We start from the raw sequence: 18,873 nt of genomic DNA, 5'->3' as shown, positions 1-18,873 counted from the left end.
GTTTTTTTGAGATAAATGTAATTTTTTACTCATTTTCTATCAAGCAAATTCCGTAATAACCGATTGTGACAGTTAAGGGTGCGGAATGTGGGTTTTAGACGATGGCTCATATCTGTCCTGGATTGCTCCAGACCGCAAATCTAAGCACAAAGGTGGGTCAAGGATTCAGGTACGGGTTATAGAATACACTATCGACTCCGAGAATGGACAACAAACTTATCGTTTAATTACCAGTTTGATAGATATTGCGCTATTTCCGGCTTTGTTGTTGGCCACAGAATATCATCAGCGTTGGGAAATTGAAAACACTATTGATGAGTTAAAAACTCATCTAAATGGGCGTAAAACTCCCATTCGTTCTCTTAACCCCCGCGAAGTTGTTCAAGAAATCTACGGCTGGCTTTTAAGCCATTATGCAGTTGGTACAATAATAGTTCAAGCCGCAACTGCTGCTGAAATATCTCCTTTGCGCTTAGGTTTCACTGGTACTCTCAAAGTTAAACGCCTGTGCTATTGCTGATTTCCAAGATGTCAACAGTGAGCAACTACCCTTTTTTTCTCCAAACTAATCCTGGAAATTTTGGAGCAAAAAATCCCTCCAAGACAGGGCAGAACAAATCCCAGAGTAGTCAAAAAACCTCGTTCTAAGTTTCCATCTAGAAAACCAATCCACAGAGGAGCGGGTACTAAACTTCAACCACTCACTTTTTTTATTCTCAATACTGCTTAATTCTTAACCGAGAAGTATTGGGATTGGCGTTAATTCACCAGAAGCTGTGTTTGTTGTTGCTTGCAACGCCGGAGAGAAAAACAGAGTCCACACAGGCCAAATCTGCTGTGGAGGTTTGGTTTGAGTGGGCGGGACGGCAGAGGGTTGTGATTGCAATGTCGGGTGAGGTTGTGTGTGTATACGCCGGAGGGTGAGGCGGTGGCGTTGGCGGAGATGATGCGGCGGTTTCCGGTGGAGATTAGTGGTAGCGGATGGGGTGTTGGTGAAGTGGTAAGAGTAGTGATCTCTATCAAGCAATAACCTCTTAATTTTAGGATTTTAACAAAACTAAAATCTGAAAATTTCTACTTAGATTTTACGGTATCAAGCTTCGATAGAGACTATTTAGTTCATTAGTGACTTTCTCCCAACTAAACTTTTCGCACACACGCTTTACTCCTTGCTCACCCATACTTCTAGCCCAACTCTCATTTTCTAAAATCGAATCAATTGCCTTAGTAAAAGCTGTAGTATCTTTAGGAGGAACTAACAACCCTGTTTGTTCTGGTACTATCGTAAACTTGAGTCCACCAGTGTCAGAGGCTACCACAGGAGTCCCGCAAGCCATTGCTTCAAGAGCTACAAGACCAAAAGGTTCGTAGTGGCTAGGAATGGTGCATACATCAGCAGATGAATAAAATAATGGCATCAAATCATGACTAATCTGCCCAGGGAATGTTACTTTTTCAGCAAGACCAACCTCTTGCACAATCTGTTCAATTCGATTCCGTTCTATCCCATCAATACGGTTTGGGTTACTTCCCGCAACAATGATGACTTGCAACTTGCCTTTTGAATGTGCTATCGATTGAGCGCAAGCTCTTACCATTGTCTCGATACCTTTGCGAAAATCAAACCGCCCTACATAAAGGACAATCTGATCATTTATATCTAAACCTAATCTGAGTCGAGCTTGTGCTTTCGGTATCACATGGAAGTTATGAATATCAACTCCACAAGGAATGACTATCACACAACCTTTTGAGGATAATAGATATCTCAAATCTTCTCTTTCTTGAGGACTGGTTGCAACTATAACATCTAACTGTTCAAGAATTTGTTGTTCGGTTGTTAGCCTTGTACTTGCAACCTTGGGTTGACTAGAGACACTTTGGTATTTGACCTCTGCTAGAGAGTGATAAGTATGCACAATGCTTGTAGCTATAGAACGTTTCTTCAACTGTAAGCCAATCCAACCAGAGAGCCAGTAATGTGTATGAACTAATGGATAGCGAATGGCATTTTCAACTTGAAAGCCCTCAAAAGCCTGTAAAAATTGAGGCATATACTCGAAAATTTCATCTCGAGAAATATAATGTTCTGGTCCAGCATTTAAGCGGATAGTGCGGCAGAAAGGTGAGTGGGAAACAATTCTTGGGCTATTTGGATTGGCCTTGCGAGTGAACATATCTACTTGCCACCCCAAGGTTGCTAAAATTCTACTAATCTGAGAGAGATATACACTTTGCCCACCTGTTTCTTCTTCGCCAATTTCTGCTGCGGGATCACCATTAACAGAAATGAAAGCGATTGCTTTTCTGATATTTTTTCCCACTATTAAACTCCGCTTTAAGCCAATTATCAATTCAATTCATTAATTATGATGTAAATCTATGCTAAAATTCACAACTAACAGCCTATTGCACCTAAAGCTTTCAATTGCTGTTTTTGAAAAGGTTCTACTCCTATTATATCAGTAATATTCATCCCTTGATAGGGCTTCGGGATGCTGAGTGTTCGTAGGTATTTGCTTTGCTCTAGATTTGCAACATTCCAAATTCGTATCGTTTCGTCCTCACTGCCGCTAGCTACAAAAGAGTTTTCTAAGTTAAAAGCAACTGAGCCAACCCAACTGGTATGCCCTTCTAAAATCTTGAGACATTTGCCAGTGTGGACATCCCAAATTCGCACAGTTTTGTCTTCCCCGCCACTAACTAAGTGAGAACTATTTGAACTAAAAGAAATGGAACGAACTCGACCAGTATGCCCTTCTAAGATTTTATAAACTTCACCTGTATTTGTATCCCAAATGCGGATGGTTTTGTCTTCACCAGCACTAGCCAAAATGTGTCCAGTAAAACTAAAGGAAATTGCTCTAATCCAATTTTTATGCCCCTCAAGAGTTTTAATACATTCACCAGTATGGACATCCCAAATTCGCACAGTTTTGTCTTCTCCACCACTAGCTAAAAGTGAACCATCTGGACTAAAAGCTACTGACCACACTCTACTAGTATGTCCTTGCAATATCTTTTGAACCTCACCAGTATGTGTATTCCAAAGCCTGATTTCTTGGTCATCACTAGCACTAGCTAATGTTTGATTATCGGAACTAAAAGTCACTGACCACACCCAATTAGTGTGTCCTTCTAAAATCTGAATACATTCACCTATAAGGATATCCCAGATTTGTATAGTTAAATCACTGCTACCACTAGCTAAAAGTGAACCATCTGGACTAAAAGCTACTGACCAGACGCGATCGCGATGTCCTTCCAAAACTTGGATACATTTATCCGAATGGACATCCCAAAGACGTACTGTACCATCATCACTGCCACTAGCTAATAGTGAGTTCTTAGGACTAAAGGCTACAGCCCATATTCTATTAACATATCCTTTCATGGTACTTATGTATTCACCCGTTTGATGATCCCAAAGACGCACTGTGCGATCTTCACTGCCACTAGCAAGGATCAAACTATTACGGTTGAAAGCAAAGGCTACTGACCAAACTCGGTTGCTGTGTCCTTCCAAAATTTTAAAGCATTCACCAGTATGGACATCCCAGAGACGTACTGTACGATCATCACTGCCACTAGCTAAAATTTGCTCATTAGTGAAAATAACAGACATCACCCAACTGCTGTGTCCTGTCAATGTGTAAATAGGATGACCTGTTGTAATATCCCAAACTTTTATAGTATTGTCCTCTCCACCACTAGCTAAGAGTGAACCATCGAAATTGAAAGCAACTGACCATACTCTACCACTATGCCCTTGTAAAGTTTTGTGTTTGCCTGTGCAGGTATCCCAAATCCGTATGGATTTATCTTCACTGCAACTAGCAATTGTCTGTCCATCGGGACTGAAAACTACTGACATTACCTTACTAGTATGTCCCTTAAGGATTTTTATCGGTTCACCAGTATTGACATCCCAAATCCGTATGATTTGATCATCGCCGCTACTGGCTAAGAACCGACCATTTCGACTCAAAGAAATTGAGAAAACTCTACTGATACTTTCATATTCAGGAGGTTCACCCAAGGTTTCCGTATCTTGTCCAGCATCAAAAGTTTTCAGTAGCCGCCCATTCTTAGCATTCCAGATACGTACAGTTTGATCATCACTTCCACTAGCAATTGTCTGTCCATCATGACTAAAAGCAACTGACCACACGCGATTAGTATGGCCATGACAGGAGAAGAGTAATTTCATCCCCTCTGTAATGTTCCACACATAAATTTCACCGCTTGCATCAGCGACAGCTAAAAGTTTACCATCGGCACTAAACGCCACTGATATCACATTGCTGAAAGTTTGAGTAAAAACGCACTTTACTAAATGAGAATTAGTAAAATTTACTGTTGGCAAATCTACCCCCTGGAAGTAGCCATGCCTAATAGACAAATTTGAAAAGTCTGATCCTTTCAAATCAGTTTTCTGATAGATCAGCAGATTGAGAATGTTGCCAACTGCGTATCCTGATACCAATGATGTTTTGAGATTATGTCTTGACTCCTCTTGCAACTTTAAGCAAATTGTATTTAACCTATCCTTAACTGCTTCCTTATCACCATAGATGGTAATTAATTTAGCAGCAACTGATGATAAGATAAGGCGGATTTGTATTTTTCTTGTAGAACTCTTTACATTTGTTTTTACTAACGCATGGTGATCAAATAAGACAAGTTCTCCAGCTACTATTTCGTCACACACCTGCTCAACCAATCGCCGAATTATATACTCTAATACTACGGGATGTTGAGTAAAATTTGGCTTATCATAATTGATTAGTGATCGTCTGATTAAAGATTTGAGTGCCTCTAGTAATTTGAGTTTTGACAGTTCTGAAATAATATCATTTTGTAACTCTTGAAAAGAAATGGGTTCTCGGTTAATAGCTAACCAATACATTACTTCTTTTTCTAGTGCCGATAATCGTTCAAATTGTGTTTGTAATAAAAGACTAATGTCATCAAGAACGATAATTTCCTGACTCAAAAAATTGGCAATATTACCATCAAAGAACTCTTGAATTACAGATGAAACTAATTTGAGAGCTAATGGATGACCACCGCATCTGCGAATTAAATTTTTTGCATCTTCTTCTAACTGAGATTTTAGGAATTCTGAAGTGCCGGTAACAATATCTTTAACTACTAAAATTTCACGCGCATCATCTTCTTCTAGACCCTTAAGCGTAAGCGATCGAACTGGGAAAGTTGATCCTTTAAAAGAAATCATATCTTTTGGCTTTTCTCGACTGGTCAACAGAATACAACTTTGATGGCGAATCTGCCCCGCACACTTGAGCAACTCTCCGTATCCCTCATAGCCGTTTCGGTAAGAACCAGTTGTATCTTTTTCTTGTAAAACTGTTTCTAAGTTATCCAGAATAATCAGTAGACGGTAATTTTGTAGATAATTGCTAATTAGAAAATCTATCCTACCACTGGCATCTTTAGGAAAATCAGCTTTTGGCAGGTTGGATAATGCCTGTTTTTCTCGTAAAGAATCAATTAAGCCTTCAAGTTCCTCTTCAAATCCTGGCGCATTCTTAAGATTTCGCCAGATAATGCAATCAAAATGGTCTTGGATCTCTTCCACTAATTTAACGGCCAAATCCGTTTTGCCTATCCCTCCCAGCCCTAACAATGCCACCAATTGGCAATTATCATTTAAAATCCACTGTGATAGAGTAATCAATTCTCTCTTGCGTCCGTAGAAATCAGCTACATCAGGAAGTTTATCAAGCCTGCAAGAGAACGAACTCTGCTGAGAAGTATATTGAGAAGATTTATGTTGTTCTAGAAGCCGACTTCTTAAAATCTCCAACTTGTCATTAATATTACCTTTAATACCAAACTTTCTATAAACCGAGTGTAATTTTTTACGAACTGCTACCGTGTCAATATTTAGAATTTTTGAAGTTTCTTCTGCTGTTTGACCAGCTAATGCTAGACGCAAAGCAGTCAATTCATCTTCAGATACACCATATTCAACCATTACTCTACTGAGAAAATCATCAGACATCTCATTCATGTGATTAAGACCTTCTTCATGACGAATGATGCCAGCAGCTATGTCTCTATTTAAGTAGTATAAATAGAATAATTTAATACAGCTTTTATAACTTGAATTGTATATTACTTTATACTATTAAATTAATAATAAACATATTAAAAACGTTAATGATGTAATAAAAATTTAGCGAAACTTCAACATTTTTGATGCAAAAATCAAGCCTAACTTATACAGGGCAAGGAAAATACACTAATGACTCAAAATTCTTCAAAGATAGATATATCAAGAAAGTGAGTAAAACAATATCTAAGTCTTTTGGTGTATACATTTGATGTTTTTTTCATTCTATTTTTTGTCTAAACTCATTAGGTATTTCAAAGTTAGATGATTTTGGTTCTTCATAGGATAATTATTAATGGACAAATTAGTAGAAATTGTGGCATTTCTCGCCCACACAAACAGATAAAGCTTTAAATAATAAAAGACTACCAAATAATTCCCTTAACTTCGCAAACAACACGAAAACCGATAAAGTTGAGAGCGAGGTCGCTTTCTGCCCTATTGAGGCTACCTCGAGAAGCAGAACGGCATTCACTGGGATTATAGTTCCAAGAACCACCTCGTACCACAGCATTACCTTGTTTCTGAGATAGGGGATAATGATTCTGAAACCAAGGGTTGCCATTCGTTGGTGCTTCTTCATAATGACTGTGCCAATCATCAAGGCACCACTCCCAGACATTACCGTGCATATCGTATAATCCAAAGGCATTAGCCACTTTAAAACTGCCTACCTCGGTTGTTTCTTCCCGATCTATTCCTTTGACACCAGCACCATAAGTATCTGTAGCTTTATAGTTGGCTAACTCGGATGTAATTGTTTGGCCAAAATGGAAGGGTGTAATTGTTCCAGCGCGACAGGCATACTCCCATTCTGCTTCACTAGGCAGTCTGTAATGCCTGTTTGTATGTTCCGTTAATCTATCACAAAACTCTACCGCTTCATACCAGAAAATTCCTTCTACTGGTAAATTATCATTTTTAAAGTTTGAGGGATTGGGGTTCAATTCGCGGTTTACTTGTTCTAACGCCGCCACCACTCGCCATTGTGCTTGAGTTATTGGATATTTGCCCATGAAGAATGAAGGAACTGTAACTTCATGCTGAGGGCTTTCATCGTCGTAGCGTTCGGCTTCATCGTTCTGTGAACCCATCATAAATTTACCACCGGGGATGGACATCATTTGTAGAAATATCCCTTGAGCTATAGTTTCAGTAAAGTAGCGGGCGACTTTACTTGAATGACTAATGACTTCGCCACGACGGTTAACTGTAACGGTTTCAAACTTCTCAGTTGGTAAAGCTACTAGTTCTATAGGTTCAGATGACAAATCAAGATAATTATCTGCTACTTCAATTAGCTTGCTACTGGTACCAGAACTAAAGCTGATAATTTCAACACTTTTACCGCGACTTTGAAGCTGGCAGACTGGTTCAAGAAAATCACTATCGCCACTGACTAAAATAGCAATATCATAAGCCTGAGATAAGCTAATTAAATCGGTAATTATTAAGGAATCGATATCAGATTTACTTCCTGTACTTACTTTTTGAGTTCTAATTTGATAGCCATATTCTTTTAAGGTATTCAATAATTTTTTTTGTGTTTTATTTTTAGTAACACTCAGATAAAAATAAGCTTGGCAAGATGATGTTCTCTTCTGAACAAGCGAGAGAAATTTTTGATAATCAAATTGACTATTTGGGGAAACAGCATGATTTAAATTATCACCATCTATAAAAAGAAATATTCGTTTTAATTTTTCTGGTTCCGAAATTATTATTGGATTTTGATTTGATGTATTTGACTGGAAAATTTTGTGCTGAATTTGCTCACCCATTTCAGCATATTTTCCCCCTAATACCTGTAGAGTTTGAGCCGTAATATCAGCAAAAGGCAAATAATCTGGGTCAATCTTTATATCAGGATTAAACAATATTGCCTCAAAATTTCTGACTGGTTGCCTTAATTTTAACTCTCTATTAATAAACTCAGAAAGACAGAGGATTACATCAATAGTCTGACTTTTGCGTGTGATTTTTATGAGTTCTTCTCTCACACCAGGATAAAATTCATAGTTAACCTCTTCATTTACCTGATTTCTAGGTTGCTCTGCTGTTGGTTTGAGTAATCCACCCATCAAAACTTCTGCTAGATGAACAGCATGGGAGTTAGGTAATAGGGTTTGCTGAATTAGTCGAATTACAGGTAAACTGACAGGAGCCGCCGCCATCATCTGCGCTAACTGGCGAGATAGAAGGGAAGCAGCCGACTGAAAACGACTTACCCTAGCTTTAGGAGAAAGTTGGTTATCTTCGTCATCATTCGCACTAGCTTGAGGCGTGATTTTTTCTGGTAGAAAAACTAGCCCTGGTGTCCTACTCCCTCCAACTCCTGCTAAAACCTTTGCCCAGTTTTTCATGGGAAAAGATTCTAAGGTGACAATGGGTAAAGTTAAAGCTTGTGGGGAATTAAACCGTGTATCTACAGGTAGGCGAGTTTTTGATAACCGAGCATTGGGAACGCCAGGATTTTCCGAGTACAATTGCACTTCCATTCCCCAGCTTAAAGCTGTACGTGACCATAACCGTTCTGGTAATAACTGAAGTAACGAAACTGGTTGAATTCTAGCCCAATCTCTCAACACTTTCAGTAAAGAGCCATTGTGCCAAATTGGTGATACACAGTCACTAACTAGCCAAATTAAACGTCTAACACTGGGGTCGTTCAGTTCTTTTAAGCTGGCTTGACGATGTTTGAGATAAAGTTGTACTTCGCCCTCATTGCCCATTTTTAAATGCCATAGGCTAACATTACGAAATGCTCCATGTCTCTCTAAAAGTTGTTGAAATTCTGTTAGTATTTGTCGCCAAAGGGGATATCTTGCTGTTTCTTCAATCACTAAAGCGACTTCTAGCCATCGAGTAGAGACAGGTTGAAGCACAGGAAGCCAAAAATCCTTTTCAGCAATGCTGGTGACGGTTGCTTCTTCATTCAAAATCATTTCGGTTAAAGAAGGGGATTTTCGCATTAATGGGCGGAGAGATCGCCCCAATGCTAAAGTATTTCTAAGTGCTAGGGGATCAGTAACTTTAAGTGGTAATCCCGCCCATGCAGATTCAGAAGAGTGATTAGCGAGAGGAGCTACATAAGCGGGGGTAGTATCTTCTATTGGTTTAACAATCTCTGGAAAATCAATACTCTCAGAATTTGGAGGAGGTGATGAGATTATTGGTGAATTATCTTGAGTTGGAACTGACGCAACTTCAACAATATCAATTGACGGCTTAATTTGAACCATTAACCAGATAATATCTGCTAACTCCTGCGCCGTTAGGTTAATTTCTACTTCTGGTAATTTAGGGTTATCTTTTTCTGATGGCGCAGACATATATCCTCTCAAAGTAAGTTGGATAAATACTGTAATAATTTCTCTATAAATTTATCTTTATCCATCTCTGTAAAATCTTTTCTAGTGACAAGATAGATAACATTTAATAGTTGGTCGGTCGCTAATTGTCCTTTGGTTTGTAATTCCTGATATTTCTCGATAATCGGCTTGGCTTTTGTTAAAATATCTTTGTCTTCTTGAAAGTGAGCCTGAACAATTTTTTTGATGCGTTCAAGGTTAGGTTCTGTCATAGTCAAGCGAATACAGCGACGTAAAAACGGCGGGGGAAAATCTCGTTCTCCGTTACTCGTCAGAATTACGAAAGGAAAAGCTGAACAGGGAATTTTTCCTTCTTCAATCTCTACTTCTTCATTTTCAGATGTAAACACTGTGACTTTAGGTTGCTGTTTTTTGATACGAGCTAATTCGGGAATATCAAATTGCCCTTCTTCAAAAATATGCAGGAGATTATTGGGCAAGTCAATATCACTTTTATCAATTTCATCTATGAGAAGGACTCTGGGTTTTTTCTCCTGACTTTGATATAAAGCTGTGCCTACTGCTCCTAGTCGGACGTACTTACCAATATCGTCTCCTTGATTACTTTCCTGCTTGTCTGTGCTAGTGTCTGAACTTTGGGAATCCTGATTTTGTCTCCTGATACTCTGTAACCGTCCTACTGCGTCATAACTGTAAAGACCCTCGGTTAAAGTAGAACGAGTTGTGATATTCCATCTTAGGACTTGGCCTAATTTTAATTGATGAGCAATCGCGTAGGCAAGAGAGGTTTTTCCCGTGCCTGGTTTTCCTTCAACTAACAAAGGACGGCGCAAGTATAGGGCTGCATTCACCAATTCTACTTCTTCATCTTGGATTTGAAACGTTGCCCCGCGTTTTTCTTCTTCAGTCTTTCCTCCTGCTGTCGAACTGAAACTACGCCAACTTGGTGCTGTGGGTAGGCGTTGAATTTCCTCATGAGGTTCACTGTCTTTTTTAAAAATTTTCCAGTCGTTCATTTGAGTTGATAGGTAGGAATTAGGCGGTTTGGATCATCCCAGATCAAGGAAATATGGCGTTCTGGCTGAGAACGTTGTGTACGTACTTGCGTTGAGAGTTGTGATAAGTCATGCTGTAACAAATTATCAAGTTCAGTTTTGCAATCACCTTCTGGTGGTTCACTTCTAAACCACAGAGCGATCGGTGTGCCAGAATAGTATAAAGCCGAAGCAATCTCTTCATGATTGGATTTTAGAGCCGATGTCAATTTCAATCCAACAATTTTTTTATCTTGTAACTGACCAATTAAAGTATTCACATTACAGTTAAGATCACTGTTCAAAAATTGTGGGAGTGGACTAACACATCTTTTAACATATCTCCATTTATTTTCCCATCTATTTTTGTATAGGTTATACATAGGTTTCAGACGGTCTAAAGAACGAATTCTGACTTCATGTACTATTCCTAAACAAATTATATCCGACGAATCGAATTTCCATTTATCTACCTCCCAGCCGAACAAAGACGAAGGTAGAAAAAATTCAATAATTAATTCTTGAATTTCTTGAGCATCAGTAATTTGAGTTATAAAACTTTTAACAATTTCTTTGATATTTTCTTTTTTATAATATTGTTCTTGTGTTTTATTTTCCTCTATTTTTACTCTTAAATGCTGATTTGTTAAAGGTTTTAAATAATCAGCGATGTTATTTTTTGTTAACCAACCAGAAATTTGAAATAAATTTGGATGAGATTGGCTATCTTTAATTTCAATTATTAAATAATAATTTATATCTAAGGATTTTTTATATTCTTGTTTGAAATTCCTTAAGGATTCTTTCAAAGTATCTATTGTCATAACTGGAGAAATATCAATGTGTTTATTTGCTATTTTTTGTAAATTCCGCACAATTTTCAGGTATTGATTACTATATTTAGTTGATAAATACGCAAGTAAACGAGGAATAAATTCCAGAATAATTGTCTTTTCCGGCCAATCTTCTAGCTGTAATAATAAATATCCACTTAAATTATCTGGTTCCAACTCTAAATCAGGTTGGCTTAGTTGCCATAAAAAATCTTGATATACTTGCTTGACACATTGCCAAAATAAGTCATCTTGTTCAGGAAATATATTTGTTAATTCGTCAATTAATTTAGTATCTAAATTTACTCCTTTTTTTAAATCAAAGAGCGATGAAACTCCTTTATCCTCAGAACTATCTAGGCGCTTAACATAGTTCTTATAAGCTGTATTATTGCATCTTTTAATTACTTCTAAAAATTTAGGAAAGCCTTCTTCATCCTCTCCGTTTTGACGGGTTTCAAAATGATTAAGAATTGTTTCTACTTTAAGATATTTTTGCTGATTATCAGAAAACTGATTACGCACGGAAGGGAAATTGTCAAGTGATTCATATAATTCTGGATCAGTTAAAGCTGTTAGTAATTGCCTCAAAATCTCACGGTTATACTTCATTGACTACTGATCTACCTCCCAATAATCCAATAATTTTGCCCATTCTCTTGTTTTTTTCGCAACCCAAATCGTTGTTCAGGAGATGAATTATATATCAACAATTGGTGCATATCTTGAAGCAAATCGCGGGCATCTGCAAAATAACCATGACCTAGAAGTGTTAAATCAATATTAGAAACTTCGACTGTATCTATACCATCAACAACTGTAATCGGTGGGAAAAAACCCACACGGGGATGATCATGAATAATACCTGATGTTGCCAAAGCTTTATCTTTAGCAGAAATGTAAAGAGTCGTGCGTTCAGCCAGGCTTTGATAAGCTACTGCTAATTCTTCAAAGATATCTGGATCAACATCAGGAGCTGCAAGAAAGATTTGTCCAAAGGAGACTTTACTCTCGGCTTGAACTTGAGCCAAAATTCGCTGCATTGCTCTGAGTAACCCGCGATTTCCCATACTATGAGCAATAATATGGATTTTTTCTGCCCCACTCTTTTGCGCCAAGTTAAGTAAAAACTCAGTAATGTATTTTTCACTGGCTTCAATCGTCGCCTCGTCTGCTGGATAACCAGCTAGTTTTCCTCTTGACGGCCAGCTATAGAATGCCATAATTCCTGCTACTTGCAAATCTACCCCTATCTGTGCTGCTCGTAAAGCTGCATCTTCAAAACTGACGTTAAAGCCATGAATGAAGACTAAAGCCGAACGCTCATCTGGCTGATTTGCTTGCAACGTCCTCTGAATTTCATCCCAAAAATTATTTTCCTGCAAGTATTTCAGACTCTCTTGCTTGAGTTTAAGGCGATCATCTGTAAACGTTAACAATCTCTGCCAGAAGGGAGAACCAGTAGAGCCAATTTTATGAGACTTTGGTACTGCTACTTGACAAGTGCCATAGTGAAGCTGGCGATCGCGCTCTCCTGAAAATCCAAGGGATAGATCCTGTAGATTCTTGGGTTTGCGGTTAGTTCCAAACCAAAGAGGATATAGGGTAGCTTCTGTTGAGTTTGTGCGCTTAACAGTACGAGTCACCCTTGGTTTTACTACCTCTTGCTGAAGGAGGGATGTATCACGGGTGACGAAATGTAGCACTTCACTATCTGACAATTTCAACAATTTAATTTCATTACGACCAAGTTCAAAGGCACTGTAATATCCTCTACCAAATCCTAAACCTCGATAAAAACCTGCGGCAAATGTTATGGCAGATTGGTCGCCAATTTCTTTACTCATACCGACAACACAGCTAACTTGCTCTGCTAGTACATCAGCTTTCTCTAATGAAAAGCAGGCATTGAGTACCACACATTCTATTCGTCCATGAAGCACAGCCAATAATTCTGCCAGTGCTTCTGGAGAAACTGGCTGTGCTTGTCCTTGGGAGTTATTTAAAATAATTTCACCATTGGGGCTACCGTGACCGCTAAAGTGCAGAATTAGCGGTTCATATTGCAGTAAATATTTAGACAGTTCTTCTACCTGAACAGCTTTTTCGACTTTAACTATATAGCTTTTTCCAAATTCTCCTTCTTGCAATCGCAGTCGAATTCGATTGGCTTCTTCCTCCAATTGGAGTTGGTCAGTACCAATTGGATTGGCGGCGAGAACTAGAATATCGCAGTTTTTATCTTCAGGGATATTAGATGTCTGATTTGATTTTGTTTTGTCGCTTGCAGCTAACTGATTTTGTGAATTTTCAGAACTCTCTAACTCTGAAACGTACTTATTATAAGCTGTTAAATTGCACCTTTTAATGGCTTCTAATAATTTATCAATTTCTTCTTGATGTTTTTCAAAATAATCAAGAATTATTCTATCTCTAAGATATTTTGGCTGTCCATCAGTAAACTCATTCCGCACGGCAGAAAAATCGTCAAGTGATTCATCGAGTTCTTGAGCGGTTAAAGCTTGTATCAATTCCCTAAATTTGGGACGCTCGTACTTCATTGACTACTTACCTGTTTTAAAGTTATCCCATAGTCGAAAACAAGTGTTTCTTCAGATCGTCTGTGATACTAATCTGCATCATGGTTAATCTAGATAGTGCCTATATAAAGCTACAAATATATAAGACAGGATTCCAGACTGACTATAACAGTCTCAGTAAATTTACGATAGAGTTTGTTTAAGCAAATTTAAGCTTATTTACAAAATACTCGCTTTTTGCCCTATTCCGCCTCGATTTGAGCGTTTAAAAACAATTTTTCGCTTGAATGAATTAATTTGCTGATTAGTCACAGTTTCATCACAATCACACCCAAGGTATGGGGATTCGGGAGTAATTGAGGCAGACGCACCAAATCGCTGGCAACAGATTGTTACCTTTGCTGATGGTGAGAGGCTGCTGATTAACAATACTGATTTAGATGCCGCCAGCGTTCCCTTTCCCAGAGAGCAGACTTATCCACCAGAATATACTGAAGCAATTGCCCAAATTAAAGAACAGCATCAGCAAGAGTTAGAGCGACTTTCCCAGGAATTGACAATTGGTTTGCAAGCAGAAGCAGGGGCTAAAGCCGAAGCCCAGGTGCAAGAGCAAATCCAATCCTTGCAAAACCTGTACAAACAGCAGAAAGAGCAAAACATCCAGTTACAGCAACGCCTGGATGAAATGGAATCGCTACGGCAGTTAGAGACTGAGAACCAACAACTCCTTTCTCGCATTCAGGAATTAGAAAACGCCGTACAAGAGCATCCTGTCCAACAGTGGGGGAATACGATGACGCAGCAAGCGACTAAAGCGTTGAACAAGCAAGTGAAGCAAGCCTTGGAGAAAACCATTGATCTGCGATCGCTAGCTCAGGAACCCCCAAAAGAAAATGCTCAAGAATGCTTACGGTTAATGGGCATGGCTTTGAAGAATTTGGCCAGCGCTATGAACAATACCCAAGCTCTCGAAGCTGCGGCAATCATTCTAGGGAGTGAACCGACACCATCAGCGATCGCATATCGAGCCGAGCAACTGGAAATGTTGCCTCAAGCGGTTAGTGATATTAGGGCAGTGCTGGCTAAACCTGGATGTACGTGGCAGGACTATTGGGCAGTGGCGCAAGAGTATGAGGTAATCAAACAAGACTATTGGGCGGAATTGACCAGTGAGGAAATAGAACTAATCAAATCTCTTGAAATTGCTTCTCATCCTCCAATTATCGGAAAGGGTTCTATTGTTGCCTACGCCGATCCATACCGCACTTTGTATGTTGAGAGGGGTGAGGTAGTAGAAGAATTAGGAGATGAGGTAATAGTGGCTTGGGATCACTGGAAAGAGCAATCGAAAAAGACTGATAGGTATTTCCGAGATGAGTTGCGATTCTGGCAAAGCTAACTAATCTGTTGCCCATAACAGTAATTCTTTAGACAACCCAATACAAGTACCAAGCCCCGCATCACAGTGGGGGAAATTTCCGTGCGTCAACATAAACAGGAGATTGTAGAATGACTGCAACTATCACAAGACCCAAACCCAAAAAATCTGCTGTTACTAAAGCACAATCCCCATATAAAAGGCTTCATGTGATTATTCCCATCGAAGATATGTTATGGACATCGCAGCAAAAGCCCTCTGTTAACCAACTGTGGCAGGAGTGCTGGACGGCTGACCCTTATGGTTCTCGGTGGATGCCTTTGATTTCTGCTTTGGGGTACAGTACTTTTATCTGTGCAAAGAAAATTCTCTCTGATAGTGGACTATTCATTTTCAAGCCCGACAAGTCGATTCAGGACGGACGAGAAACAGCTAGCTGGATGGTGAAGAATTTACATGGTAGCCGGATGAAGGAATTTTGGGAGAAAGCTAATTCTGCGTCACCAAAACCAGATGCTGAAAAACGAGAATCAAATGCTGGGGATTCAGAGATAGATGCTGGCTGTGAAGAAATGGGTGCTTTAAATCAAGCATCTATTTTAAGTGAAAGTCAGTCAGAGCAAGGGTTTCAAAAGCTGTCACGAACTGTTCAGGAACAGCTAACGAACTCTTCAAAAGAGTTCGTTAGCTGTGTCTCTGACACGCTTACACAGATTTCGCGTGAGGAGGAGACGGCTCACGCGCCCTTGGAGGGCGCTTCGCCTCAGACTGTTCAAAGCGTGTCAGAGAAGGAGAAAGACTCGCCTACGGCGAATGACTGTACATCGCTGACGCTAGTGGATGCTGCACAGGGGGAATCTGCTTCGTTGCCTGAAAATCAAGATTGTGGTGTTGAGCCGAGAGACTGTCATGGAGGTGCTTTTTCCGCCGCGCCTGTGGCTCAAAATGAAAAATCTCTAAATTCTGCGATGCCTGCGGCGGGCGTAGCCATCGCTAATCGAACTCAGGGGCAAGTAGAACAAAGTAATTCCGCTTCGTTGTTAGTTGAAAATTCAGTTTCGGGTGAAGGAGTCAAAGCGGATCATGGGGGCGAAGGTTCCGCCGCGCCTATCCCCAGTGCTGAAAAATGGTCGCATGAGGCGATAGTTGCGCGGTCAAATATGCGACCGAAGCGTATGCAGAAACTCAAAGCGGCGGCGAATTCGGGGCAGAATCCGGGTTTTGACTTTTTGCTCTCGTGCTGGAATGATGATCCGGCTTTGCAGATTGTGATCAAAAAACTATTGGCGAAGTTTCACCATTGGGGGATTGCGTGTGTAGATGGGGTTTTGGTGGATTGGGGCAAATAGCGCGATCGCTTTCTTATGCTTACTCCTTTGAAGTGAATGAGTATTCGTGCCAATCGCTTAGGGGGCGATAGCCAATCACTTGATAAATATGATTAGCTGTGGGATTGGCTAAATCTGCTATGAGCAAACAATAACAGCATCCCTGGTCTAGCAGTTTTTGGCTTAATGCTGTAACACAGGCAGTAGCATATCCTTTACGACGATACTCTGGTGGTGTATAAGCTAAATTGATCCGACCAATTGTAGGTAACAATTGTTTACTAGATGCAACTGAAACTGGAGTGCTATCAATCCAAAAATAAGTATTCTGCTGTTTCAACCGATTATCTACAAGGTGTTCGACATCTTCGCTCACCGCTTCATCTATTTCAGATAAAAATGCAGAAAGCCACTCGATCAAAAGAGAGCGATCGCCTTGGGTTGCCAGTCTGAGATATCCTTGGGCTGTTGAGACTGTTTGCACTGCTGTTAATTGGTAAATTTTCATTACCACCGACCGTTGATAGAATTGTCCTGTCAGCGCTTGCCAAGTCTGCGAGAATATTTCTGCTTCAGTTGCCAGTCCCATGCTTCCTGGCAATTTCTCAAGACATAAATCTTGAGCAATCAAGCCCAAGGCATCCATATTCTGGGCTTTGGATAGGATCAATTTTTGGGGTGGGGTGCGGATAGCAACAGCCAGAATCTCGCCACTTGTTTGGACGATTGCTAAATAAGGCTTACCCAAGTAACGTTCTGGGTTATGCAACAAAGTATGCAAAATACTGAGCAAAACATTATTTTCTACCTGATGCTGGAGTAAATAAGTCTGAGTGCAGTGCCAGAATTCCTGAATGTTGTCGAATTGATGTAGTTGCATGATTTGCCTTCTTCACGAATCAAGTAAAGAGTTGTGCTATCTACAGTAAAGCAAGTCTTTGGTGAGGAAGTGGAAGATTGTCTTGTCCCTTGCGCGTTTCGTAGAGAAGGTATTTGTTCCGCCGCGCCCGTCGCTCAAAATGAATTTTCTTTAAATTCTGCGATCGCTTATAAAACAGAGAGACAAGTAGAACAGGGAAATCCCACTTCGTTGTTAGTTGAAAATTCAGTTTTGGGTGGAGAAGCCAAAGCAGTTGATGAAGGTGAAAGTTCCGCCGCGTCTGTCTCCAGTGCTGAAAAATGGTCGCATGAAGCAATTGTTGCGAGGTCAAATATGCGACAGTCGCGTATGCAGAAACTGAAAGTTGCGGCAAATTCGGGGCAGAATCCGAGGGTCGAGTACTTGCAGGAGTGCTGGGATGATGATCTGGCTTTGCAGATTGTGATTAAAAAGGTGCTGGTGAAGTTTCCACAGTGGGAGATTGCTTGTGTTGATGGGGTGTTGGTTAATTGGGAGGGGTAGCGATTGTAATGGTCTGAATGTACAGTAAATAAGTTGATTTACCAAGTCCTGCACAATATAAATAGAATCAGGGTTTTAAGTTCTTGCAACGTTTTCATGTTGTTAGCTGTAGCGCCTCCAAAACTTGACTTTCAAACCATCCCTCGGACGAGAAAATGGTAGTACTAAGCGTTCTAAATTTTGTCCAGGAAGTATTTCCCATTCATAGTCACGAATCAGTAGTACGGCAAACAGTTTCATTTCTAGCCGAGCAAACTCTTTACCTAAACATTCTCGAATCCCACCACCAAAAGGAATATAGCTTCCAACCTTTTGTTTGTCCTGGGTGGATTCAGATGCAAAACGTTGTGGATCAAATTGTTGAGATTGAGCGTAAACATTCTCGTCTTGATGAGTTTCCTGAATTTGGTAAAATACGTCCCAGCCTTGGGGGATACGGTATCCAGCAAACTCACTTTCTTTAAGTACTTTGCGCGAACCGCTACGAACGACTGGAGGCAGCATCCGTAAAACTTCTTTTAGCACAAGCTCTAGATAGGTCATTTGCTTAAGACATTCTGGTGTCAGCAGTTGTGCGTGTCCAATTTTCGCTTGTTCCAAATGTGCTGTTTGCAACACATGTGGATGTTGTGCTAACAATAAACATAAAGAAGTTAGTGCTGAGGTTAAAGTTTCGTGCCCAGCAACAAGCATTGCTAACACGTTATCTAAGACATCCTCAATACTCAGACGATTTCCTTCCTCATCTTGTGCCTGTAATAGAATTCCTAAAACATCTCGATGGGCAATAGGCTAGAACTCTTGCATAAATATTTTCTGGTACAATGAAGGGTTATTTATTTCTGACTGTAATTAAGTTCAAATAGCCCCAACTTACCAAATTTCTC

At 39.8% G+C, this 18,873-nt stretch carries 11 protein-coding genes and 2 pseudogenes; 4 read left to right on the top strand and 9 right to left on the bottom strand.

The genetic code is table 11. The features are described 5' to 3' along the window. Positions 1-94: 94 nt before the first annotated feature. Positions 95-569, top strand: a pseudogene (locus V7L31_RS28870) (transposase); the annotation flags it as partial. 164 nt (positions 570-733) lie between these two features. On the opposite strand, the gene V7L31_RS28865 reads toward V7L31_RS28870, so the two are convergent. From V7L31_RS28865 to V7L31_RS28835, 7 genes are all read right to left on the bottom strand, one after another. After that, positions 734-1,027: a hypothetical protein gene (locus tag V7L31_RS28865; protein WP_334699406.1), complete on the bottom strand. Its 294-nt coding sequence runs from the start codon at positions 1,025-1,027 to the stop codon at positions 734-736. Positions 1,028-1,085: 58 nt separating this feature from the next. After that, a complete protein-coding gene (locus tag V7L31_RS28860) occupies positions 1,086-2,324 on the bottom strand; it encodes a glycosyltransferase (protein WP_292876885.1) in 1,239 nt (412 codons plus the stop codon). A gap of 74 nt (positions 2,325-2,398) precedes the next feature. After that, positions 2,399-6,037, bottom strand: a complete 3,639-nt coding sequence (locus V7L31_RS28855; protein WP_334699405.1) for an NB-ARC domain-containing protein — start codon at positions 6,035-6,037, stop codon at positions 2,399-2,401. Between the two features lie 467 nt (positions 6,038-6,504). Next, a complete protein-coding gene (locus V7L31_RS28850; RefSeq protein ID WP_334699404.1) occupies positions 6,505-9,471 on the bottom strand; it encodes an SAV_2336 N-terminal domain-related protein in 2,967 nt (988 codons plus the stop codon). An 8-nt stretch (positions 9,472-9,479) separates the two neighbouring features. Next, the gene (locus tag V7L31_RS28845; protein ID WP_292876877.1) at positions 9,480-10,487 is read right to left on the bottom strand and encodes an AAA family ATPase; all 1,008 of its coding nucleotides are present in this window, start codon (positions 10,485-10,487) and stop codon (positions 9,480-9,482) included. Beyond that, the gene (locus V7L31_RS28840) at positions 10,484-11,950 is read right to left on the bottom strand and encodes a VMAP-C domain-containing protein (protein ID WP_334699403.1); all 1,467 of its coding nucleotides are present in this window, start codon (positions 11,948-11,950) and stop codon (positions 10,484-10,486) included. Before V7L31_RS28840 ends, V7L31_RS28845 begins: the two co-directional genes overlap by 4 nt. Positions 11,951-11,961: 11 nt before the next feature. Continuing rightward, positions 11,962-13,899 carry an alpha/beta hydrolase gene (locus tag V7L31_RS28835; protein ID WP_334699402.1) on the bottom strand — a complete coding sequence of 646 codons (1,938 nt, stop codon included), beginning with the start codon at positions 13,897-13,899 and terminating at the stop codon, positions 11,962-11,964. A 286-nt stretch (positions 13,900-14,185) separates the two neighbouring features. On the opposite strand from V7L31_RS28835, the pseudogene V7L31_RS28830 reads away from it, so the two are divergent. Together V7L31_RS28830 and V7L31_RS28825 are read left to right on the top strand one after the other, a co-directional pair. Further along, a pseudogene (locus V7L31_RS28830) lies at positions 14,186-15,277 on the top strand (hypothetical protein); the annotation flags it as partial. A gap of 110 nt (positions 15,278-15,387) precedes the next feature. Beyond that, entirely contained in the window at positions 15,388-16,605 is a 1,218-nt protein-coding gene (locus V7L31_RS28825) for a hypothetical protein (RefSeq protein WP_334699401.1), read from the top strand. 19 nt (positions 16,606-16,624) lie between these two features. Here V7L31_RS28825 and V7L31_RS28820 read toward each other — a convergent pair whose 3' ends face one another. After that, a complete protein-coding gene (locus V7L31_RS28820) occupies positions 16,625-17,464 on the bottom strand; it encodes a GNAT family N-acetyltransferase (protein WP_334699400.1) in 840 nt (279 codons plus the stop codon). Between the two features lie 33 nt (positions 17,465-17,497). Between V7L31_RS28820 and V7L31_RS28815 the strand changes: the two genes are divergently transcribed. Then, on the top strand, positions 17,498-17,986 hold the full coding sequence (locus V7L31_RS28815; RefSeq protein WP_334699399.1) for a hypothetical protein: 489 nt from the start codon (positions 17,498-17,500) through the stop codon (positions 17,984-17,986). Positions 17,987-18,088: 102 nt separating this feature from the next. On the opposite strand, the gene V7L31_RS28810 is transcribed toward V7L31_RS28815, so the two are convergent. Next, entirely contained in the window at positions 18,089-18,775 is a 687-nt protein-coding gene (locus V7L31_RS28810) for a cytochrome P450 (RefSeq protein WP_334699407.1), read from the bottom strand. Positions 18,776-18,873 lie beyond the last annotated feature (98 nt).

Origin of the sequence: Nostoc sp. (assembly GCF_036916655.1) — a bacterium.
Taxonomy (GTDB): domain Bacteria; phylum Cyanobacteriota; class Cyanobacteriia; order Cyanobacteriales; family Nostocaceae; genus Nostoc.
This window is presented reverse-complemented; position numbering and strand designations above follow the sequence as displayed.